A 21,781-nucleotide genomic window follows, 5' to 3' on the forward strand; every position below is an offset into this window, starting at 1 on the left:
CGGAGTTCCCGGGATGAGTCCGGGAACTCCGCCACCGCGCCGGTGCGTTGTACGGGGCGAAGGTCGTCTCAGCGGCCGGTGCCGCCACCATCGGCGTTGGGGCCGGCGTAGTCCTCGCCGTAGGCGCCCTTGGCGGGGCGGCGACGGCGCATGGGCGGCTCGACGCCGTCGGCGAGGCGACGGGCGGTGAGCAGGAAGCCGGTGTGGCCGATCATCCGGTGGTCCGGGCGGACGGCCAGGCCCTCGATGTGCCAGTTGCGGATCATCGTCTCCCAGGAGGTCGGCTCGTTGAAGCAGCCGATCTCGCGGATGGACTCGACGGTCCGGGCGAGCTGGGTGGTGGTCGCCACGTAGCAGCACAGGATGCCGCCGGGGACCAGCGCCTTGGAGACGGCCTCCAGGCACTCCCAGGGGGCGAGCATGTCGAGGATGACGCGGTCGACGTCGGCGTCGGACAGATTGTCCTGGAGGTCACCGACGGTGAGCTGCCAGGCGGGGTGCGGGCCGCCGAAGTAGCGCTCCACGTTCGCCTGGGCGATCTCGGCGAAGTCCGCGCGGCGCTCGTAGCTGTGCAGCATGCCCTGGTCGCCGATGGCCCGCAGCAGGAAGCTGCTGAGCGAGCCCGAGCCGACGCCGGCCTCCACGACGCGGGCGCCGGGGAAGATGTCGGCGAAGGCGAGGATCTGCCCCGCGTCCTTCGGGTAGACGACGGCCGCCCCTCGGGGCATGGACAGGACGTAGTCGGGGAGCAGGGGGCGCAGCGCGAGGTAGGCGACGTTCCCCGTGGTGCGGACAACGCTGCCCTCGGGAGCGCCGATCAGCTCGTCGTGCGGGAAGGAACCCTTGTGGGTGTGGAAGTTCTTCCCGGCCTCGAGCGTGAACGTGTAGTGGCGGCCCTTGGGGTCGGTCAGCTGTACCTGGTCCCCGACCTTGAAGGGCCCGCGCCTGCGGGCGGCACCGGTCGGTTCGGACATGTGACCAGCCTACCGGTCCCCGGAGGGGGCTCCGACCACTCAGCTGGGCCTCGCCATCGCCTTGACGAAGGCGCGCTCGACGTCGGCCGCCGACAGGACGCCGTAGATCTCGCCCGTCTCCTCCACCACCAGGTACTCGGTCGCGGGGGTCGCCCGGAGGGCGTCGAGGAGTTCCTCGCCGGACAGTTCCGCGGAGACGCGCATGCCCTCGGTGAGTTCCTGGGCGAGGCCGCTGACGGCCACCCAGGGGCGGCGGTGCTCGGGTACGCCGACGATGGCGGCCTCGCGGACGAGGGAGAGGGGGTGGCCGTCGGCGTCGACGACGACCAGGGCGCGGGCTCCGGCGGCGTTGGCGCGGCGCAGGGCCTCCGAGAGGGGGGTGTCGGTCTCGACGGGGACCGCGCGGCGGGTGAGCGCCCGGGCGCGCAGTTCGGGGAGGTGTTCGCGCAGGCGGGCCATGCGCAGGCTGTTGCCGGCGCCGGTCCAGATGATCGCGGCGAGGATCGCGGCGAGCAGGGCGTCCAGGACGGTGTCCATGCCGACGTTGTCCACGGCGTCGGTGCCGAGAGCGCCGGACTGGGTCAGCAGCGGCAGGCCGATCAGGACGGAGACGGCGAGGGCGCGGCCGACCCAGGCGGCGGCGATGGTGCCGGTCATCGGCTTGCCGGTGAGCTTCCAGACGACGGCGCGGAGCATGCGGCCGCCGTCCAGGGGCAGGCCGGGCAGGAGGTTGAACGCGGCCACGATGAGGTTGGAGATCATCAGGCCGGCGAGCAGGACGCCCGGGACGGTGCCGGGTTCCACGATGTACATGGCGCCGTAGAAGACGCCGGCCAGGACGAGGGAGAGCAGCGGGCCGACGAAGGCGAGCACGAACTCCCGGCCGGGGGTCTCGGCCTCCTTCTCGATCTCGGAGACGCCGCCGAAGAACTGGAGCTGGATGCGGCGGACCGGGAGCTTGAAGCGGAGGGCGGCGACGGTGTGGGCCAGCTCGTGGACGAGTACGGAGGCGTAGAAGGCGACCGCGAAGAACAGGGAGACCAGATAGCGGGCGGCGCCGAGTTCGGGCAGCACGCGCTCCAGCTGTCCGCCGAACACCCAGGTGATCAGCGCGGCGACGAGGAACCAGCTGGGCGCGACGTAGACGGGCACCCCGAAGGGGCGCCCCATGAGCAGCCCGCCCCGCGGTTCCGGGCGCTGGGGAGCGGGTCCCTTGCCGTCGGCGGAGTGAGCGAGGTGGCGGTGCCCGGTGCCGGGGGCGGGGGGCTCGGGGTGGCGGCCGGGAGCGCCGGTGCCGGGGGCGCCCGTGCCGGAGGCAGGCGGCTCGGGGATGCGGCCGGGAGTGCCGGTGCTGGAGGCAGGGGGCTCCGAGCCGTGGTCGGGAGCGCTGGAGGGGGAGGCGGGGGTCGTGTGCCCGGGGTGTGCCTCGGGCCGGTCGGCGACGGGGGCCGTGTGCGGGTCACCGGCGTAGGCGCGGTCGGGGTGCGCGTCGCCCGTCGGCGCACGGCTCCCGTCGTGCTCGGCGCCGGCTGTCGGGCGCGGACCGTCGGCGTCCGCGTCGGCACGGTCCACCGGGCCGGCCTGCGCATCACGCCCGGCCTGCCCGGCCCGCCCGGCCTGCCCATCGCGCCCGGCCTGCGCGTCGGCCTTGTCATGGGGGTCGTGCTCGTCGGCGGCGCCACCGGTGCTTCCGTGGTCCGACGAAGCGTCTGCGGGGTCGTCGCCGGGTGACGAGTCGTCCTTCGGGGCGGCGCCCGGTGCGGCCGGTCGTGCCGTCGGCGTGCCCGTCGCCGGGCCGTCGTCGTGCTGTTCGGGGGTGAACCGCCGCTCGTCCGTGGGCTGTTCGTCGGCGGGAGTCGGGTCGGTCGCCCGGGCCGGAGGCCCCGCGTGGCGCTCGGCCGACTCGTCGTTGCCGGACTGCGGCTGCCCGCGCCCGCCGCTCTCGTCCACCGGTGTCCCCTCGTCGAAGCGTCTCCCGCGCCTGCCGGACGGGAGGGTCTCGAGTCGATGGTATGCGTCCGTCGAGGCGCGTTCCGCCCCGGCACCCCCTGTGTTTTCCGCACCTCCACTCCCCGCCCGGCTTCCGTCGTCGCACGCGGCCCGGCCGCGGCTGGGTCACTGTCAGTGGCGGGCCGTATGGTCTGGGGCATGGAGACGAGCACCGAGGGCGCTGCGCAGCCCGACAGCAGCCCTGCCGCGGCGGTGGATCCGCCGGTCCCGGCCGGGCGCGTGGAAGCGGCCATCGAGCCGGCGCCGGCAGTGGAGACGGCGACCGAGACCGAGACCGCCGCGGAGACCGAGACCGCCGCCGAGACCGCGCCCACCGCCATACCGCCCGCCTCGCTGTCCCCCTCCCGTGCCAGTGATTTCATGCAGTGCCCGCTGCTGTACCGCTTCCGGGTGATCGACCGGCTGCCGGAGAAGCCGAGCGAGGCGGCGACCAGGGGCACGCTGGTGCACGCGGTCCTGGAGCGGCTCTTCGACGCCCCGGCCGCCGAGCGCACGGCGCCCCGGGCGAAGTCGCTGATCCCGGGCCAGTGGGACCGGCTGCGCGAGACCCGGCCGGAGGTCGTGGAGCTGTTCGCCGACGATCCGCAGGGCGAGCGGCTGGCGCGCTGGCTGGGCGAGGCGGAGCGGCTCGTCGAGCGCTGGTTCACGCTGGAGGACCCCAGCAGGCTGGAGCCGGCCGAGCGGGAGCTGTTCGTGGAGGCGGAGCTGGAGTCCGGGCTGCGGCTGCGCGGGATCATCGACCGGGTGGACGTGGCACCCACGGGCGAGGTCCGGATCGTCGACTACAAGACGGGCAAGGCACCCAGGCCCGAGTACGCCGAGGGTGCGCTGTTCCAGATGAAGTTCTACGCCCTCGTCGTGTGGCGGCTGAAGAACGTCGTGCCGCGGCGGCTCCAGCTGGTCTATCTCGGCAGCGGGGAGGTGCTGACCTACGACCCCGTCCTCGCCGACCTGGAGCGGGTCGAGCGCAAGCTGCTGGCGCTGTGGGAGGCGATCCGGCAGGCGACGGAGACGGGCGACTGGCGGCCACGCCCCACGAAGCTGTGCGGCTGGTGCGACCACCAGGCCCACTGCCCCGAGTTCGGCGGCACTCCCCCGCCGTACCCGCTGCCGACCGGGTCCCCGGAGGCCTTGCCGTCGCCGGTCGCCCCGGTCGGCCACGCCGGTGAGGGCGGCTGAGTCCGGCGGCCTCGCGCAGGGCAGAATGGGGCCGGACTAGCGAAGGAGACTTACGTGGCCATCCGCGTCCTACTCGTCGACGACCAGCCGCTGCTCCGCACGGGCTTCCGGATGATCCTGGAGGCCGAGCAGGACCTCGCGGTCGTCGGCGAGGCCGGAGACGGCCTCCAGGCGCTCGACCAGGTGCGGGCCCTGCAGCCCGATGTGGTCCTGATGGACATCCGCATGCCGCGGATGGACGGTGTGGAGGCGACCCGGCAGATCACCGGCCCCGGACGGGACGGCCCGGCGAAGGTCCTGGTGCTGACCACCTTCGACCTCGACGAGTACGTGGTGGAGGCCCTGCGCGCCGGTGCCAGCGGCTTCCTGCTGAAGGACGCCCCGGCCAACGAGCTGGTGCAGGCGATCCGGGTGGTGGCCGGGGGCGAGGCCATGCTCGCGCCCAGCATCACCAGGCGCCTGCTCGACAAGTACGCCACGCATCTGCCGTCGGGCGACGAGCCGGTGCCGGACACGCTGCACACGCTCACCGACCGGGAGGTCGAGGTGCTGAAGCTGGTGGCGCGCGGCCTGTCCAACGCCGAGATCGCGGCCGACCTGTTCGTCAGTGAGACCACCGTCAAGACGCATGTCGGGCATGTGCTCACCAAGCTGGGCCTGCGCGACCGTGTGCAGGCCGCGGTGTACGCCTACGAGAGCGGACTGGTGCGCCCCGGAGCGCAGCAGTAGCGAGCCACGAGCCCGGACACGGAGGAGGGCGCCCCCCTGCCGAACGGGGGGCGCCCTCTTCACATGGGTGCGTCAGACGTCCTTGCTCAGCTCCCAGAAGCGGAACACGGTCGATGCGTCGAGGCAGTACTCCAGGCCGTAGACGCCCTCGCGGACGACCGCGTACTGCTTGGCCTGCCACACCGGCAGGACGGGCAGCTCGTCGGCGACGATGTCCTGGAGCTCACCGAACTCCTGGTCGGTGGAGGCACGGTTGGTCAGGGCGGCGGTACGCGGGATGAGCGTGCCGGTGATGGTGCCGTTGTCGTAGTTGTTGCCCAGCACGTTGCCCTTGCCGAAGAACGGGGCGGTGAAGTTGTCGGCGTCCGGGTAGTCGGGCACCCAGCCCTTCACGTAGACGCCGTACTTGCCGGCGGCGATGTCCTTCTCGTACTGACCGAAGGGCACGGACTTGACCGTGGCGTCGAACAGGCCGCTGGCGTTGAGCTGGCCGGCGATGGCGTTCAGCTCCTGGTCGGTGGCCGGGCCGTAGCGGGACGGAGTCGACCAGAGGGTCAGTTTCACCTTGCCGGTGATGCCGTCGGCGCGCAGTGCGGCCTCCGCCTTGGAGGTGGAGGGGCGGGCGCCGTAGGTGTCGAAGAAGGCCGTGTTGTGGCCCGCGATACCGGCCGGGATGATCGAGTACAGCGGGGTCGCGGTGCCCTGGTAGACGTCCTTGATGAGGGCTTCGCGGTCGAGCAGGTGGGCGATGGCCTTGCGGACGCCGAGCTTCCCGGCGACCGGGTCGTCCATGTTGAACACCAGGTGCTGGACCTCGGCGCTGCTGCCCTCGACGACCTCCGTGCCGGTGCCGTCGTCGGCCTTCTCCATGTCGGCGACGTCGCCCGCGGTGAGGCCGCGGTAGGCGACGTCGACCTCCTGGCTCTGGATGGCCTGCTTCAGCGCGGTCTGGTCGCCGTCGAAGAACTTCAGCGTCACGCCGGTGTTCTTCACCTTGGCGGTGCCCTTGTAGTTCTCGTTGACGGAGAAGACCGCCTGGCCGTCGTCGAACGAGTCGAGCTTGTAAGGGCCGGAGCCTACGGCCTGGCCGTCCTTGCGCAGCTTGCCCGCGTCGTACTCGTTGTGGTCGACGATGGAGCCGGCACCCGACGCGATCTTGCTCGGGAAGGTGGCGTCGGACGTGTTGAGGTGGAAGACGACCGTCTTCTCGTCCGGGGTCTCGACCTCGTCCAGCGTGGGGAACATGACCGCGGGCCCGTCGGGGTCGTTGATCTTCAGCGTGCGGTCGAAGGAGAACTTGACGTCCTCGGAGGTGAGTTCGTCACCGTTGCTGAACTTGAGGCCGTCCTTCAGCGTGCACCGGTAGACCGAGGTCTGCGTGTCGGTGAAGGCGCAGCTCTCCGCGGCCTCCGGCTGGGGCTCGGTGGCGCCCTTCGGGAAGCTGAGCAGCGACTGGAAGACGTTGTTGAACAACAGCCAGGAGCCGGGGTCGTAGCCGGAGGCCGGGTCCGTGGCCAGGACGTCGTCGGACATCCCCACCACCACGTTGGAGCCTTCCCCGCCGGAGTCCCCGCTCTCCGTGCCACAGCCGGTCAGCAGGCCGGAGGCGAGCCCCGCCACGATGGGCAGGACCGGCCACTGGTTGCGTATGTTCACGTGTGTGCCTTGTCGTCGGTTCTCGAGAACACCCGGAGCATGTCCCTGGCTCCGGGGCACGGTCCCCCGGGGCCGCGGTCAGGGGCCCGGGGTTCCAGCGGGTCCGTCACCCGCTCACACCGCGGCCGAGCTCCCAGAGCTGGAGCGTCGAGGCGGAGTTGAGCGCGTAGGCGGTACCCGTGATGTCGTCGCGCGCGGCGACGTACTGCTTGCCCTGCCACAGCGGCAGCACCGGCACGTCAGCGGCAACGATGTCCTGAATGTCCGTCAGGCTGGTGGAGGCGGACAGCCGGTCCGCCTCACGGCGGGACTCCGGGATCAGGGTGCCCCGGATCTGGCTGTTGTCGTACGGCGAGCCAAGGGTGTTGTCCTTGTCGAGGAAGGGCGCGAGGAAGTTGTCGGCGTCCGGGAAGTCGGGGAACCAGCCCATGCCGTAGACGTCGTACTCCCCCTTCTTCTCGGCCGGGCGGAAGGTGTCCCACGGCGTGCCCTTGATGCTTACGTCGAACAGGCCGCTGGAGTTCAGCTGGTCGCGCAGGACCTCGAACTCCTCCTTGGTGGCCGGACCGTAGTGGTCGGTCGTGTAGTGCAGCGTCAGCTTCACCGGGGCGGTGATGTTCGCCTGGTTCAGCAGGGCACGGGCCTTGGAGACGTTCGGGTCGCCGTACTTGTTGAAGAACGAGTTGGAGTGGCCGGTGACGCTGGCCGGGACCAGCGAGTACAGCGGCTCGGCCTGGGAGCCGTAGACCTTGGAGACCAGCTCGCTGCGGTTGACGACCTGGGCCATCGCCTGGCGCACGGCCTTGGACTTCACGGTCGGGGCTTCGGTGTTGAAGCCCAGGTAGCGGATTTCCAGGCCCGGCATCTCGACGAGGTCGACGCCGGTGTCCGCGTCACCCGAGAGCTTGCGGATCTGCGCCGGGGACATGGTGCGGGTCATCAGGTCGACGTCGCCCTTGTCCAGCGCCGCGCTCATCTCGTCGGCGTCCTTGTAGGAGACCATGTCGACCTTGTCGTTGTTCACCTTCAGGCTCCCCTTGTAGTCGGGGTTCCGGGTGAACTCGGCCTTGACCAGCTCGTTGTCCTCGACGTCGGCCTTGAGGGTGTACGGGCCGGAGCCATCGAGGCCGAACCCGTAGCGCAGCTTGTTCTTCGGGTACTCGTCGGGGTCGACGATGCCGGCGACCGGGGTCGACAGCTTGTACGGGAAGGTGGCGTCGGCACTCTTGAGGTGGAAGACGACGTCGCGGTCGCCCTGCGTCTCCACGGTGTCGATGGTGGACAGCAGGGCGAACACACCACTGTCGGCCTTGAGGGAGATCGCGCGGTCGATGGAGTACTTGACGTCGGCCGCGGTGACGGGGTCGCCGTTCGCGAACTTCAGGCCCTCGCGCAGGGTGCAGGCGTACCGCTCGTTGCCGGTGTCGGTGAATCCGCAGCGCTCGGCGGCCTCCGGTACGGGCTCGCCCTCACCACGCGGCTGGATCATCAGGGTCTGCACGGTCTGGCGCAGGATGTTCCAGGTGCCGACGTCGTAGGCGTACGCCGGGTCGAGGGGCGCGGGGGCGTCCTTCGAGGCGGTGAACCGGTCCGTGGTGCCGACGACGATCGCGCTGCCGTCGTCGCTCCCGCTGTCGGACCCGCCGCAGGCGGCGAGCACCGGCGCGAGCAGACCGATCACGGCCGGCAGCACCAAAGTCTTGCGGTTCATGCTCGAGTTTCTCCAGAGCTGTCGACTCCGTGTACCCGGCATGCAGGGGTGGCGCAGCGGGATCACGGGGGTGGGGCGATGTTCTCGCATCGAGATTAGTCCGCGTCCGCAGGAGGGTTCGCAGCCACCGGAGTTGAGCGCCCATCACGCTGCGGAACCGGGCGCGGACACACCGAAAACCCGCCAGCGGAAGCTTTGGTACAGCGTTCCACCAATCAGGACACAAAGGCACGTCGGCAACCCCTTGCAGGGGCCGTGCAGCACATGCCGAACCTCGTGTCGACCCCGGTCCGCGTGGGGAACGTCACACAGGTAAACGGGTTCCGGGGTACGGGAATTCGGTCACCGGGACAGTTCGAATTCACCTTCGGAATTTCCGCTCTAACGCCGCTGCACGCTGGGTGAACACCTAGCGCATTTCCGTCATCAGACCGTGCAGAAATGTCAGGTCGACGTCTTCGAGGGTGCTGACGACCGTGCGGCGGAGGGCCGGCTGGATGGGCGCCACGGAGGGCACGGCCACGACCCGGCAGCCCGCGGCCTCGGCGGCGGCGACCCCTGTCGCGGTGTCCTCGATGACGGCGCACCGGGCCGGGTCCGCGCCGAGTCCGGCGGCGGCCAGCAGGTACGGGTCGGGGTGGGGCTTGGTGCGCGGCACCTCGTCACCGGCGACCGACAGGGCGAAGTGGTGCTCGCCCAATGACTTCAGCACCCGGTCGATGATGCGCCGGTGCGAAGCGGAGACCAGCGCCGTGGGGATCTCGTACTCGTACAGCTCGGCCAGCAGCCGCCCGGCGCCCGGCATCAGCGGCAGGGCCCGGCTGATGCGGTCCTCGAAGCCGTCGTTGAGGAGCACCGTGAGCTCCTCCAGGGGAATGTCGGCGCCGGTGGCCTCGATCAGGAACCCCGCGCTGCGGGTCATGGGGCCGCCGACCACGACGTGGCGCCAGGACTCGTCGAGCGTGTGGCCGAGGGAGGCGAAGACCTCTACCTCGACGTCCCACCAGAAGCCCTCCGTGTCCACCAGGGTGCCATCCATGTCGAGGAGCACCGCCTGCAGGGCGGAGCCCTCGGCCGTGCGGGTTCCGAGCGCGGGGACCGTACTGGTCATCCACGTACCTCCTTGAGGGACGTTCAGGCCGGCTCCCACGAGGGGAACCGGCCTGCGGTGGACCGACCAGTCTACGTCGTGCGCGGCCGAAGCGCCTCTCTTTGGCCCGTTGGCCCCGCGGGGCCGCTCAGCGGGCGTTGAAGTACTTCGCCTCCGGGTGGTGGATCACGATGGCGTCCGTGGACTGCTCAGGGTGCAGCTGGAACTCCTCGGACAGGTGGACGCCGATGCGCTCCGGCTGGAGCAGGTCGGCGATCTTGGCGCGGTCCTCCAGGTTCGGGCAGGCGCCGTAGCCGAGGGAGAAGCGGGCGCCCCGGTACTTCAGCTCGAACATGCCCTGCATCTCGTCCGGGTCCTCGCCCGCGTAGCCGAGCTCGGAACGCACGCGCGCGTGCCAGTACTCGGCGAGTGCCTCGGCCAGCTGCACGGACAGTCCGTGCAGTTCGAGGTAGTCGCGGTAGGCGTTGGCCTCGAACATCCGCGCGGTCTCCTCGCCGATGCGCGAACCGACGGTGACGACCTGGAGGCCCACGACGTCCGTCTCGCCGGACTCCTCCGGGCGGAAGAAGTCGGCCAGGCACAGCCTGCGGCCCCGGCGCTGGCGCGGGAAGGTGAAGCGGGTGCGCTCGTTGCCCTGCTCGTCCAGGATGATCAGGTCGTCGTCCTTGGAGACGCACGGGAAGTAGCCGTAGACGACGGCCGCCTCCAGCAGGTTCTCGGTCTGGAGCCGGTCCAGCAGCCCGCGCAGCCGGGGCCGCCCCTCGGTCTCGACGAGTTCCTCGTACGACGGGCCCTCGCCGGTGCGGGCCTGCTTCAGGCCCCACTGGCCCTTGAACAGGGCGCCCTCGTCGAGCCAGCTCGCGTACTCCTTGAGCTGGATGCCCTTGATCACGCGGGTGCCCTGGAAGGGTGCCTCGGGGACGGGGTTGTCGGTGGCGACGTCGGAGCGGACGTGCCCCTCCTCGGGGCGCTCCTCCACGTCGGCCGGGGCGGTGGCCCGGACGCGGCGCTGCTTCAGCTCGGGGAGCTTGGCGCCGGGCACGCCCCGCTTGACACCGATCAGGGCGTCCATCAGGCGCAGGCCCTCGAAGGCGTCGCGGGCATAGCGGACCTCGCCCTCGTAGAGCTCGTGCAGGTCCTGCTCGACGTAGGCGCGGGTCAGGGCGGCGCCGCCGAGGATGACCGGGAAGTTCGCCGCCAGGCCGCGCTGGTTCAGCTCCTCCAGGTTCTCCTTCATGATCACGGTGGACTTGACCAGGAGACCCGACATGCCGATGACGTCGGCCCGGTGCTCCTCGGCGGCGTCCAGGATCGCGGAGACCGGCTGCTTGATGCCCAGGTTGACGACGTTGTAGCCGTTGTTGGACAGGATGATGTCGACGAGGTTCTTGCCGATGTCGTGCACGTCTCCGCGCACGGTCGCCAGCACGATGGTGCCCTTGCCGGCCTCGTCGCTCTTCTCCATGTGCGGCTCCAGATGGGCCACGGCGGTCTTCATGACCTCCGCGGACTGGAGCACGAACGGCAGCTGCATCTGGCCGGAGCCGAACAGTTCGCCGACGACCTTCATGCCGTCCAGCAGCGTCTCGTTGACGATGTCGAGCGCGGGCCGCTCCTGGAGGGCCGCGTCGAGGTCCTCTTCGAGGCCGTTCTTCTCGCCGTCGATGATGCGCCGCTTCAGGCGCTCGTCCAGCGGCAGGGCGGCCAGCTCCTCGGCCTTGCCGGCCTTGAGGGACTTGGCGGTGGCGCCCTCGAAGAGCTGCATGAGCTTCTGGAGCGGGTCGTACCCCTCGGCTCGGCGGTCGTGGATGAGGTCCAGGGCCGTCTGGACCTCCTCCTCGCTGAAGCGGGCGATCGGCAGGATCTTGCTGGCGTGCACGATCGCCGAGTCCAGGCCCGCCTTGACGCACTCGTCGAGGAAGACGGAGTTCAGCAGGATGCGGGCGGCCGGGTTGAGGCCGAAGGAGATGTTGGACAGGCCGAGGGTGGTCTGCACCTTGGGGTGGCGCCGCTTCAGCTCGCGGATGCCCTCGATGGTGGCGATGCCGTCCTTGCGGGACTCCTCCTGGCCCGTGCAGATGGTGAAGGTCAGGCAGTCGACGAGGATGTCCTCCTCGTGGATGCCCCAGTTGCCGGTGAGGTCGTCGATGAGCCGTTCGGCGATCTCGACCTTCTTCTCGGCGGTGCGGGCCTGGCCCTCCTCGTCGATGGTGAGCGCGATGAGGGCGGCGCCGTGCTCCTTGGCGAGGGCGGTGACCTTGGCGAAGCGGGACTCGGGTCCGTCGCCGTCCTCGTAGTTGACCGAGTTGATCACCGCACGGCCGCCGAGCTTCTCCAGGCCTGCCTGGATGACGTCGACCTCGGTGGAGTCCAGCACGATCGGCAGCGTGGAGGCGGTGGCGAAACGGCCGGCCAGTTCCTCCATGTCGGCGACGCCGTCGCGGCCGACGTAGTCCACGCACAGGTCGAGCATGTGCGCGCCCTCGCGGATCTGGTCGCGGGCCATCTCCACGCAGTCGTCCCAGCGGCCGTCCAGCATGGCCTCGCGGAACTTCTTGGAGCCGTTGGCGTTGGTGCGTTCGCCGATGGCCAGGTAGGAGGTGTCCTGCCGGAACGGCACGGACTGGTAGAGCGAGGCGGCGCCCGGCTCGGGCTGCGGGCTGCGCTCGGCGGGGCTGACGTCCCGGACGCGCTCCACCAGCCGGCGCAGGTGCTCGGGGGTGGTGCCGCAGCAGCCGCCGACCAGGGACAGGCCGTAGTCCTGGACGAAGTTCTGCTGGGCGTCGGCCAGGCCCTCGGCGTCGAGCGGGAAGTGGGCGCCGTCCTTGGTGAGGATCGGCAGACCGGCGTTCGGCATGCACAGCAGCGGGATGCGCGAGTGGCGCGTCAGATAGCGCAGGTGCTCGCTCATCTCGGCGGGGCCGGTGGAGCAGTTCAGGCCGATCATGTCGATGCCGAGGGGCTCGAGCGCGGTCAGGGCCGCGCCGATCTCCGAGCCGAGCAGCATGGTGCCGGTGGTCTCGAAGGCCATCGAGCACAGCAGGGGCACCTCGACGCCGGTGGCCTCCATGGCCCGGCGGGCGCCCAGGACGGAGGCCTTCGTCTGGAGCAGGTCCTGCGTGGTCTCCACGAGCAGCGCGTCCGCGCCGCCGGCGAGCAGGCCCTCGGCGTTGGCCTGGTAGCCGTCGCGGATGGTGCTGTACGTGACGTGGCCGAGCGTGGGCAGCTTGGTGCCGGGACCGACCGAGCCGAGCACCCAGCGCGGCCGGCCGTCCCCGGCGGTGTACTCGTCGGCCACCTCGCGGGCGATCCGGGCGCCCGCCTCGGACAGCTCGTGCACCCGGTCGGCGATCTCGTACTCCGCCGCGGCCGTGTGGTTGGCGCCGAAGGTGTTGGTCTCGACGCAGTCGACGCCCACCGCGAAGTACGCGTCGTGGACGGAACGGACGATGTCCGGCCGGGTCAGGTTCAGGATCTCGTTGCAGCCCTCGAGGTTCTGGAAGTCCTCGAGCGTCGGGTCCTGCGCCTGGAGCATGGTGCCCATGGCACCGTCGGCCACCACCACGCGGGCGGCCAGGGCCTCTCGGAGCGCGGACACACGGGCCCGGCTGTCTGCGGAAGGGGTCGGTGGCAACGAGGCCATGTAAGGGCTCCCTCAAATGCGACGGCTGTCGGCTATGCGGCTTCCCGTACGCCCGGAGGCATCCCCGGGTGAAGGGCGCACGGCGCCAGCCTAACCGGGAGTCACCCGGGACGGGCAGGGCGTCCACGGGGCGGACGGCGAGGGCGTGGAACACGCCACGGACCTGCGGCCGGGCCGGGCCGGCGGACCCTCTGATGCAACACATTCCGGCCCGTTGGCGCAACAAATGGTGGCCCGCCATTAGCGAGAGGTCGACATCGACCGGTAGTGTTCGACATTGCCGAACGAGGGCTGCGGACGCCGCTGGTCGGCGTTCGAAGGGGACGGAGGCAGTACGGCGATGGCACGGAACATCCAGTCGCTCGAACGGGCGGCCGCGATGCTGCGGCTGCTCGCGGGCGGCGAGCGGCGGCTCGGCCTGTCGGACATCGCCTCGTCGCTGGGCCTGGCCAAGGGCACCGCCCACGGCATACTGCGCACCCTCCAGCAGGAGGGCTTCGTGGAGCAGGACGACGCCTCCGGCCGCTACCAGCTGGGCGCCGAGCTCCTGCGCCTCGGCACCACCTACCTCGACGTGCACGAGCTGCGGGCACGCGCCCTGGTATGGGCCGACGACCTGGCCCGCTCCAGCGGCGAGAGCGTCTATCTGGGCGTCCTGCACCAGCAGGGCGTCCTGATCGTGCACCACGTCTTCCGGCCCGACGACAGCCGGCAGGTCCTGGAGATCGGGGCCATGCAGCCGCTGCACTCCACGGCACTGGGCAAGGTGCTGTCCGCCTACGACCCCGTGGCGCACAGCGAGGCCCTGGAGGCCGACCGGAAGGCGTTCACCGACCGGACCGTGTGCGAACCGGAGGCCTTCGAGCACATCCTCGACGTCACCCGCGCGCGTGGGTACGCGGCGGACGTGGAGGAGACCTGGGAGGGCGTCGCGTCCCTGGCCGCCCCCATCCACGACCGGCGGCGCATGCCGGTCGGCTCGGTCGGCATCACCGGTGCCGTGGAGCGGCTGTGCCGGTCCGACGAGGAGGGCGCGCTGCGCCCCGAGCTCATCGCGGCGGTACGGGACTGCGCCCGCGCGGTGTCCCGGGATCTGGGCGCCGGCCGGTTCTGACGGCACACGTCGGCACATGCCGAGGACCGGGACGTCGTACGGCGTCCCGGTCCTCGGCATGTCCGCGGCATGTCCGCGCTCACCTGCGGCAAAGATCAATGAGCGGCTGCGATCAGTAACGATCAGGTTTTCGAGTCCACAGCCCTTGACGTGCTCGTAACGCCGAAGCAAGACTCCCGTCCATCGGTCGACATTGTCGAACAGCTACCGGCAATACGCGCTAGAGTGTGACAGCCAGGCCGGTATCGAACTTCCCTGGACGTAGGACAAAGGAGTCGCGGGTGTCCAGCTCCGACATCTTCATCGGCGAGACCATCGGTACCGCCATACTCATCCTCCTCGGCGGCGGAGTCTGCGCCGCCGTCACGCTGAAGGCCTCCAAGGCCCGCAACGCCGGCTGGCTCGCCATCACCTTCGGGTGGGGCTTCGCGGTGCTCACGGCGGTCTACACCTCGGCGCCGCTCTCCGGCGCCCACCTGAACCCGGCCGTGACCCTGGCCATCGCCATCAAGGACGGCGACTGGAAGAACGTCCCGGTCTACTGGGCCGGACAGATCCTCGGCGCCATGATCGGTGCCGCTCTGGTCTGGATCGCCTACTACGGTCAGTTCCACGCGCACCTCACGGACCGCGAGATCGTCGGCGGTCCGGGTGCTCAGGACACCGCGGCGGCCAAGGCCGTCGAGGCTCAGGAGAAGGGTGCCGGCCCCGTGCTGGGCGTCTTCTCCACCGGCCCCGAGGTCCGGGTCGCCTGGCAGAACGTCGCCACGGAGGTCATCGGCACCGTCGTGCTGGTGCTCGCCGTGCTCACTCAGGGCCTGAACGACAAGGGCAACGGCCTGGGCACCCTGGGCGCGCTGATCACCGCACTCGTGGTGGTGTCCATCGGCCTCTCCCTCGGCGGCCCGACGGGCTACGCGATCAACCCGGCCCGTGACCTCGGTCCGCGCATCGTGCACGCGCTCCTTCCCCTTCCCAACAAGGGCGGCTCCGACTGGGGCTACGCCTGGGTCCCCGTGGTCGGCCCGCTGCTCGGCGGCGCCATCGCGGCGGGCATCTACAACGTCGCGTTCGCCTAGGGGCGACAGGAGCGATCCTCGCGCCCGACGCGAAACTTCCAGCACGCGCCGTACGTAAAGCCCCTTAAACCCGGAATTACCAGGAGCACACAGTGACCGACGCGCACACCGCCGGCCCCTTCATCGCCGCCATCGACCAGGGCACCACCTCCAGCCGCTGCATCGTCTTCGACCGGGACGGCCGGATCGTCTCCGTCGACCAGAAGGAGCACGAGCAGATCTTCCCGAAGCCGGGCTGGGTCGAGCACAACGCCAACGAGATCTGGACGAACGTCCAGGAGGTCGTCGCCGGGGCCGTCCAGAAGGCCGGCATCACCCGTGACGACATCAAGGCCATCGGCATCACCAACCAGCGCGAGACGACCGTGCTGTGGGACAAGAACACCGGTGAGCCCGTCCACAACGCCATCGTCTGGCAGGACACCCGCACCGACGCCCTCTGTCGCGAGCTCGGCCGCAACGTCGGCCAGGACCGCTTCCGCCGCGAGACGGGCCTCCCCCTCGCCTCCTACTTCGCCGGCCCCAAGGCCCGCTGGCTGCTCGACAACGTCGACGGGCTGAAGGAGCGCGCCGAGGCGGGCGACATCCTCTTCGGCACGATGGACACTTGGGTCATCTGGAACCTGACCGGTGGCGTCAACGGCGGCAAGCACGTCACCGACGTCACCAACGCCTCCCGCACCATGCTCATGAACCTGCACACCATGCAGTGGGACGAGAAGATCTGCGAGTCCATCGGCGTCCCGCCGCAGGTCCTGCCCGAGATCCGCTCCTCCGCCGAGGTCTACGGCGAGATCACGGGCGGCAAGCTGGGCGACCTGCTCGGCGGCATCCCGGTCGCCTCCGCGCTCGGCGACCAGCAGGCCGCCCTGTTCGGCCAGACCTGCTTCTCCGAGGGCGAGACCAAGTCGACCTACGGCACCGGCACCTTCATGGTGATGAACACCGGTGACAAGATCATCAACTCCTACAGCGGTCTGCTGACCACCGTCGGCTACAAGATCGGCGAGCAGGACACGGTCTACGCCCTGGAGGGCTCGATCGCCGTCACCGGTTCGCTGGTGCAGTGGATGCGCGACCAGATGGGCCTGATCTCCACCGCCGCCGAGATCGAGACGCTCGCGCTGTCGGTGGAGGACAACGGCGGCGCCTACTTCGTGCCCGCCTTCTCCGGCCTGTTCGCCCCGTACTGGCGCTCCGACGCCCGCGGCGTGATCGCCGGCCTGACCCGGTACGTCACCAAGGCCCACCTGGCGCGTGCCGTGCTGGAGGCGACCGCCTGGCAGACCCGGGAGATCGCCGACGCCATGACGAAGGACTCCGGCGTCGAGCTGGCCGCCCTCAAGGTCGACGGCGGCATGACCTCCAACAACCTGCTGATGCAGACCCTCGCCGACTTCGTGGACGCCCCCGTGGTGCGCCCGATGGTCGCCGAGACCACCTGCCTCGGCGCCGCCTACGCCGCCGGCCTCGCCGTCGGCTTCTGGAACAGCACCGACGACCTGCGCGCCAACTGGCGCCGGGCCGCCGAGTGGACCCCCCGCATGGACGCGGACACCCGCGCCCGTGAGTACAAGAACTGGCTCAAGGCCGTCGAGCGGACCATGGGCTGGCTCGAGGACGAGGAGTAAGAAAGCGCATGACCAGTCAGTCCACCCTGCAGTCCGTGCCTGCCCTGGGGACGCACCCGGCCTCCGGCTCGAACCCGAGCCGAGCCGAGACCAGGGAGCAGCTCTCCAAGGCGTCGTACGACCTTCTCGTGATCGGCGGCGGCATCCTGGGCATCTCCACCGCCTGGCACGCCGCGCAGTCCGGCCTCAGGGTGGCTCTGGTCGACGCCGGCGACTTCGCCGGTGCCACCTCCTCCGCCTCCTCCAAGCTGCTCCATGGGGGCTTGCGCTACCTGCAGACCGGCGCGGTGAAGCTGGTGGCGGAGAACCACTTCGAGCGCCGTGCGGTCTCCCGCCAGGTGGCCCCCCACCTGGCGAACCCGCTCACGTTCTACCTGCCCGTCTACAAGGGCGGGCCGCACGGCGCGGCGAAGCTCGGGGCGGGCGTCTTCGCCTACTCCGCGCTGTCGGCCTTCGGTGACGGCGTCGGGCACCTGCTCTCGCCGGCCAAGGCCGCGCAGGACGTGCCCGAGCTGCGCACCGAGAACCTCAAGGCCGTGGCCGTGTACGGCGACGACCAGATGAACGACGCGCGCATGGCGCTGATGACGGTCCGCGCGGCCGTCGAAGCGGGCGCCGTCGTCCTCAACCACGCCGAGGTGACGGGCATGCGCTTCACACAGGGCCGGGTCACAGGTGCCGAGCTGAAGGACCGTCTCTCCGGCGAGGAGTTCGGCGTCAACGCCCGGCTGGTGCTGAACGCGACCGGCCCGTGGGTCGACCACCTGCGGAAGATGGAGGACCCGAACGCGGCGCCGTCCATCCGTCTGTCCAAGGGCGCCCACCTGGTCCTGAAGCGCACCTCCCCCTGGAAGGCCGCGCTCGCCACCCCCATCGACAAGTACCGCATCACCTTCGCCCTCCCCTGGGAGGACATGCTCCTGCTCGGCACCACCGACGAGGAGTTCGAGGGCGACCCGGCGGACGTCGCGGTCACCGACAAGGACATATCCCAGATCCTCGACGAGGCCGCCTTCTCCGTCCGCGACCAGCAGCTGGACCGCGACCTCATCACCTACGCCTTCGCGGGCCTGCGCGTGCTCCCGGGCGGCCCCGGCGACACCGCCAAGGCCAAGCGCGAGACGGTCGTGACCGAGGGCAAGGGCGGCATGCTGTCCGTCGCCGGCGGCAAGTGGACCACCTTCCGCCACATCGGCCGTACGGTCATGCAGAAGCTGGAAACGCTGCCGGGCCACCCCCTGGGCGACGACTTCGAACCGATCAGCTCGCTGCCGAAGAAGCTGCCGCTGCCCGGCATCGCCAACCCGCGCGCGGTCGCCCACCGGCTGCTGACCGACCGGCCGGCGCCCGGCCCGCGCATGGCGGCCGACACCGCCAGGCACCTGGCCACGCACTACGGCTCGCTGGCCTTCGACATCGCCCGGCTGGCCAACGAGAACCCGGAGCTGGCCGCGCGCGTCCACCCGGACGCCCCGGAGATCTGGGCGCAGGTCGTCTGGGCCCGGGACCACGAGTGGGCCGAGACGCAGGACGACGTGCTGCGCCGCCGGACGACGCTGACGATCCGCGGCCTCGCCACGGACGACGTCCGCGCCAAGGTCCAGGACCTGCTCGACAAGAAGTAGGCACGCGCCCGGGGCCCTGTACCGGAGGGGGCGGTTCCACGCCGACGGAGCCGCCCCCTTCGCGTGGTCCTGCCCCCATAATGACGTGATACGTCGGAGGTCTTAAGCGACAGGAGGCCGGCCATGGCAGTCACCGACGAGGCGATCGAGAAGATCAAGGGCATGATCGTCTCCGGCGCGCTGCGGCCGGGCGACCGGCTGCCCAAGGAGAGCGAGCTCGCCGCGGACCTGGGCCTGTCCCGCAACTCCCTGCGGGAGGCCGTACGCGCACTGTCCCTCATCCGGATCCTGGATGTGCGGCAGGGCGACGGCACGTACGTGACCAGTCTCGACCCGCAGCTCCTGCTGGAGGCGATGAGTTTCGTCGTGGACTTCCACCGCGACGACACCGTCCTGGAGTTCCTGGCCGTACGCCGCATCCTGGAGCCGGCCGCGACGGCCATGGCGGCCCTGCGGATCAGCGAGCAGCAACTGGACGCGCTCACGGCCCAGCTGGACAAGCTCGGCGACGCCCCGTCCGTCGAGGACCTGGTCGCCTGCGACCTGGAGTTCCACCGGGGCATCGTGCAGAGCTCGGGCAACTCCGTGCTGTGCTCGCTGCTCGACGGGCTCTCCGGGCCGACCACCCGGGCCCGGATCTGGCGCGGCCTCACCCAGGAGGACGCCGTGAGCCGGACCCTGCGCGAGCACCGGGCGATCCTCGCCGCGCTGCGCGACCGGGACGCCGAGGCGGCGCGCTCATGGGCGACGGTGCACATCGCGAGCGTCGAGCAGTGGCTGCGCTCCACTCTGTGACCCGGCCTCACTCACCGCTCGGATGAATCCGGGGTGTTCAGGGGTGGTTCGCGGGGCAGTGATGGGGTCACTCCCCCTGCGAGGGGGCTGCGGACGCCCCCTTGGCACGCCGTAAGGTTGGGGCGTACGCGAGGGTACGTCGGAAGGAGGCGCTGGGTGATCGAGCTCGAGGGGGTTCCCGAGCTGGTCGACCCGGTCATGGTGGCCGCGTTCGAGGGCTGGAACGATGCCGGCGACGCCGCCTCCACCGCGGTCGCGCATCTGGACAGGGAGTGGAAGGGCGAGGTGTTCGCGGCGCTGGACGCCGAGGACTACTACGACTTCCAGGTGAACCGCCCCACGGTGTTCATGGAAGCGGGCGTCCGCAAGATCACCTGGCCGACGACAAGGTTGTCGGTGGTCCGGGTCGGCGGCGAGAAGCCGCGCGACCTGGTGCTCGTCCGGGGTATCGAACCGTCCATGCGGTGGCGTTCGTTCTGCAACGAACTGCTCGGCTTCGCGCACGAACTGGGTGTGGAGCTGGTGGTCGTCCTGGGCGCCCTGCTGGGTGACACCCCGCACACCCGTCCGGTTCCGATCAGCGGGACGACGTCCGATCCGGACCTGGCCCGCCGCATGGACCTGGAGGAGACCAAGTACGAGGGCCCCACGGGCATCGTCGGCGTCCTCCAGGAGGCGTGCACGCACGCGGGCGTGCCGGCCGTCTCGCTGTGGGCGGCGGTGCCGCACTACGTGTCGCAGCCGCCGAACCCGAAGGCCACGCTGGCCCTCCTGAACCGCCTGGAGGACCTGATCGACGTGCGCATCCCGCTGGGCGAGCTGCCCGAGGACGCGCGGGCCTGGCAGGTCGGCGTGGACCAGCTGGCCGCGGAGGACAGCGAGGTCGCCGAGTACGTCCAGTCGCTGGAGGAGGCCCGGGACACCGCCGAGCTGCCGGAGGCGTCGGGCGAGGCGATCGCCCGCGAGTTCGAGCGCTACCTGCGGCGCCGGGACGGCGGCGGCCCGCCCGCCTCCGGCGGACACGCCACGGCGGACGGCAGCGACAGCACGTCCTACCTGCGGGACAACCCCAGCGGCCGCACCCGCCCGCCGAAGCCGCCCAAGCCGAGCGGCACGGACGACGACGAGTCGTCGGAGGACTGAGGCAGCTTTCCGCAGCTTTCCGCACGCCGAAGGGGCGTCTCCCGGCCGGGAGACGCCCCTTCGTTTCGTTCGCCGTACGGCTACAGGGCCACGCCCAGCAGCGCGTCCACCGCGCGGGAGACGACGCCCGGCGCGCCCGTGTCCGTGCCGCCGCTCTCCTGCTGGAGCGCGGCCCAGCGGTCGACCGCGGCGAGCGCGGCCGGGGCGTCCAGGTCGTTCGCGAGGGCCTCGCGGATCTCCTCCACGAGCGACTCCGCCGGCGGCCCGTCGGGCCGGGACACGGCGGCCCGCCAGTGGCCGAGCCGGTCGACGGCGTCCTGGAGGACCTGGCCGGTCCACTCCCAGTCGGCGCGGTAGTGGTGGGCGAGCAGCGCGAGCCGGATCGCGGCCGGGTCGACGCCGTCGTGCCGCAGCTTGGAGACGAAGACCAGGTTGCCCTTGGACTTGGACATCTTCTCGCCGTCGAGGGCGACCATGCCGGCGTGCACGTACGCCTTGGCCATGGGGAACTCGCCGGTGAGGGCCTGCGCGTGCGAGGCACCCATCTCGTGGTGCGGGAAGGCGAGGTCGGAGCCGCCGCCCTGGATGTCGAAGCCCATGCCGAGGTGGTCGAGGGCGATGGCCACGCACTCGATGTGCCAGCCAGGGCGTCCGCGGCCGAGCGATCCGCCGTCCCAGCTGGGCTCGCCCTCGCGGGCCGCCATCCACAGCATCGGGTCGAGCGGGTTCTTCTTGCCCGGCCGGTCCGGGTCGCCGCCGCGCTCCGCGGACAGCAGCCGCATCGCCGCGGCGTCCAGGTTCGAGACCTTGCCGAAGTGCGGGTCGGACTCGACGGAGAAGTAGACGTCCCCTTCGAGTTCGTACGCCGCGCCCAGGTCCCGCAGCCGCTCGACGAGCGGGACGATCCCGGGTATCGCCTCGACGGCACCTATGTACTGCCGCGGCGGCAGCATGCGCAGGGCCGTCATGTCCTCGCGGAAGAGGGCCGTCTCCTGCTCGGCGAGCGCGGCCCAGTCGAGGCCGTCACGCTGCGCCCGCTCCAGGAGCGGGTCGTCGACGTCGGTGACGTTCTGGACGTAGTGAACCTGCCGCTTGGTGTCGAGCCACACGCGCTGCACGAGGTCGAACGCGTTGTAGGTCGCCGCGTGTCCGATGTGCGTGGCGTCGTACGGGGTGATGCCGCAGACGTAGATACGGGCGACGGGACCGGGGTCGAGGGTGACGAGGCCGCCGGTCGCGGTGTCGTGGATCCTCAGGTCGCGGCCCTGACCAGGCAGGGCGGGGACCTCGGAAGCGGGCCAGGCATGCATGCCTTGAGCCTAACCGGACTGAAGTTCCATATACGAATGGGAGCGGCCCGGACGGCCGAGAAGACGCTCTT

The 21,781-nt window shown here is 70.7% G+C and carries 14 protein-coding genes and 1 pseudogene; 8 read left to right on the forward strand and 7 right to left on the reverse strand.

From position 1 onward, the window contains the following. Positions 1–68: 68 nt before the first annotated feature. Together ABZ016_RS41240 and ABZ016_RS41245 are read right to left on the reverse strand one after the other, a co-directional pair. Positions 69–974: a tRNA (adenine-N1)-methyltransferase gene (locus tag ABZ016_RS41240; protein ID WP_356921922.1), complete on the reverse strand. Its 906-nt coding sequence runs from the start codon at positions 972–974 to the stop codon at positions 69–71. Positions 975–1,013: 39 nt separating this feature from the next. Next, complete coding sequence (locus ABZ016_RS41245; RefSeq protein WP_356921923.1) at positions 1,014–2,924, reverse strand: site-2 protease family protein; 1,911 nt, start codon at positions 2,922–2,924, stop codon at positions 1,014–1,016. A 198-nt stretch (positions 2,925–3,122) separates the two neighbouring features. On the opposite strand from ABZ016_RS41245, the pseudogene ABZ016_RS41250 reads away from it, so the two are divergent. Beyond that, a pseudogene (locus tag ABZ016_RS41250) lies at positions 3,123–4,203 on the forward strand (RecB family exonuclease). Positions 4,204–4,217: 14 nt separating this feature from the next. Beyond that, positions 4,218–4,892, forward strand: a complete 675-nt coding sequence (locus ABZ016_RS41255) for a response regulator transcription factor (protein WP_030676460.1) — start codon at positions 4,218–4,220, stop codon at positions 4,890–4,892. 72 nt (positions 4,893–4,964) lie between these two features. On the opposite strand, the gene ABZ016_RS41260 is transcribed toward ABZ016_RS41255, so the two are convergent. From ABZ016_RS41260 to metH, 4 genes are all read right to left on the reverse strand, one after another. Beyond that, positions 4,965–6,548: an ABC transporter substrate-binding protein gene (locus ABZ016_RS41260; protein ID WP_356921924.1), complete on the reverse strand. Its 1,584-nt coding sequence runs from the start codon at positions 6,546–6,548 to the stop codon at positions 4,965–4,967. A gap of 106 nt (positions 6,549–6,654) precedes the next feature. Beyond that, positions 6,655–8,259, reverse strand: coding sequence for an ABC transporter substrate-binding protein (locus tag ABZ016_RS41265; protein ID WP_356921925.1), 1,605 nt, complete (start codon positions 8,257–8,259; stop codon positions 6,655–6,657). Between the two features lie 409 nt (positions 8,260–8,668). After that, positions 8,669–9,370, reverse strand: a complete 702-nt coding sequence (locus ABZ016_RS41270; protein ID WP_356921926.1) for an HAD family phosphatase — start codon at positions 9,368–9,370, stop codon at positions 8,669–8,671. Positions 9,371–9,497: 127 nt separating this feature from the next. Continuing rightward, complete coding sequence (gene metH / locus ABZ016_RS41275) at positions 9,498–13,013, reverse strand: methionine synthase (RefSeq protein ID WP_356921927.1); 3,516 nt, start codon at positions 13,011–13,013, stop codon at positions 9,498–9,500. Positions 13,014–13,353: 340 nt separating this feature from the next. Here metH and ABZ016_RS41280 point away from each other — a divergent pair, with 340 nt between their 5' ends. From ABZ016_RS41280 to ABZ016_RS41305, 6 genes are all read left to right on the forward strand, one after another. Next, on the forward strand, positions 13,354–14,127 hold the full coding sequence (locus tag ABZ016_RS41280) for an IclR family transcriptional regulator (protein WP_356921928.1): 774 nt from the start codon (positions 13,354–13,356) through the stop codon (positions 14,125–14,127). Between the two features lie 281 nt (positions 14,128–14,408). Further along, positions 14,409–15,206 (forward strand): MIP/aquaporin family protein, encoded by a 798-nt coding sequence (locus ABZ016_RS41285; RefSeq protein ID WP_356921929.1) that lies wholly within the window; start codon positions 14,409–14,411, stop codon positions 15,204–15,206. A 92-nt stretch (positions 15,207–15,298) separates the two neighbouring features. After that, positions 15,299–16,837 carry a glycerol kinase GlpK gene (gene glpK, locus ABZ016_RS41290; RefSeq protein WP_356921930.1) on the forward strand — a complete coding sequence of 513 codons (1,539 nt, stop codon included), beginning with the start codon at positions 15,299–15,301 and terminating at the stop codon, positions 16,835–16,837. 8 nt (positions 16,838–16,845) lie between these two features. Continuing rightward, positions 16,846–18,462, forward strand: coding sequence for a glycerol-3-phosphate dehydrogenase/oxidase (locus ABZ016_RS41295; protein WP_356921931.1), 1,617 nt, complete (start codon positions 16,846–16,848; stop codon positions 18,460–18,462). 123 nt (positions 18,463–18,585) lie between these two features. After that, a complete protein-coding gene (locus ABZ016_RS41300) occupies positions 18,586–19,257 on the forward strand; it encodes a FadR/GntR family transcriptional regulator (RefSeq protein ID WP_356921932.1) in 672 nt (223 codons plus the stop codon). Between the two features lie 156 nt (positions 19,258–19,413). Beyond that, the gene (locus ABZ016_RS41305) at positions 19,414–20,400 is read left to right on the forward strand and encodes a PAC2 family protein (protein ID WP_356921933.1); all 987 of its coding nucleotides are present in this window, start codon (positions 19,414–19,416) and stop codon (positions 20,398–20,400) included. An 80-nt stretch (positions 20,401–20,480) separates the two neighbouring features. Here the strand turns inward: ABZ016_RS41305 and mshC are convergent, their stop codons facing one another. Next, on the reverse strand, positions 20,481–21,710 hold the full coding sequence (mshC, locus tag ABZ016_RS41310; RefSeq protein WP_356921934.1) for a cysteine--1-D-myo-inosityl 2-amino-2-deoxy-alpha-D-glucopyranoside ligase: 1,230 nt from the start codon (positions 21,708–21,710) through the stop codon (positions 20,481–20,483). Positions 21,711–21,781 lie beyond the last annotated feature (71 nt).

This window comes from Streptomyces sp. NPDC006372 (assembly GCF_040612515.1).
Lineage (GTDB): Bacteria > Actinomycetota > Actinomycetes > Streptomycetales > Streptomycetaceae > Streptomyces.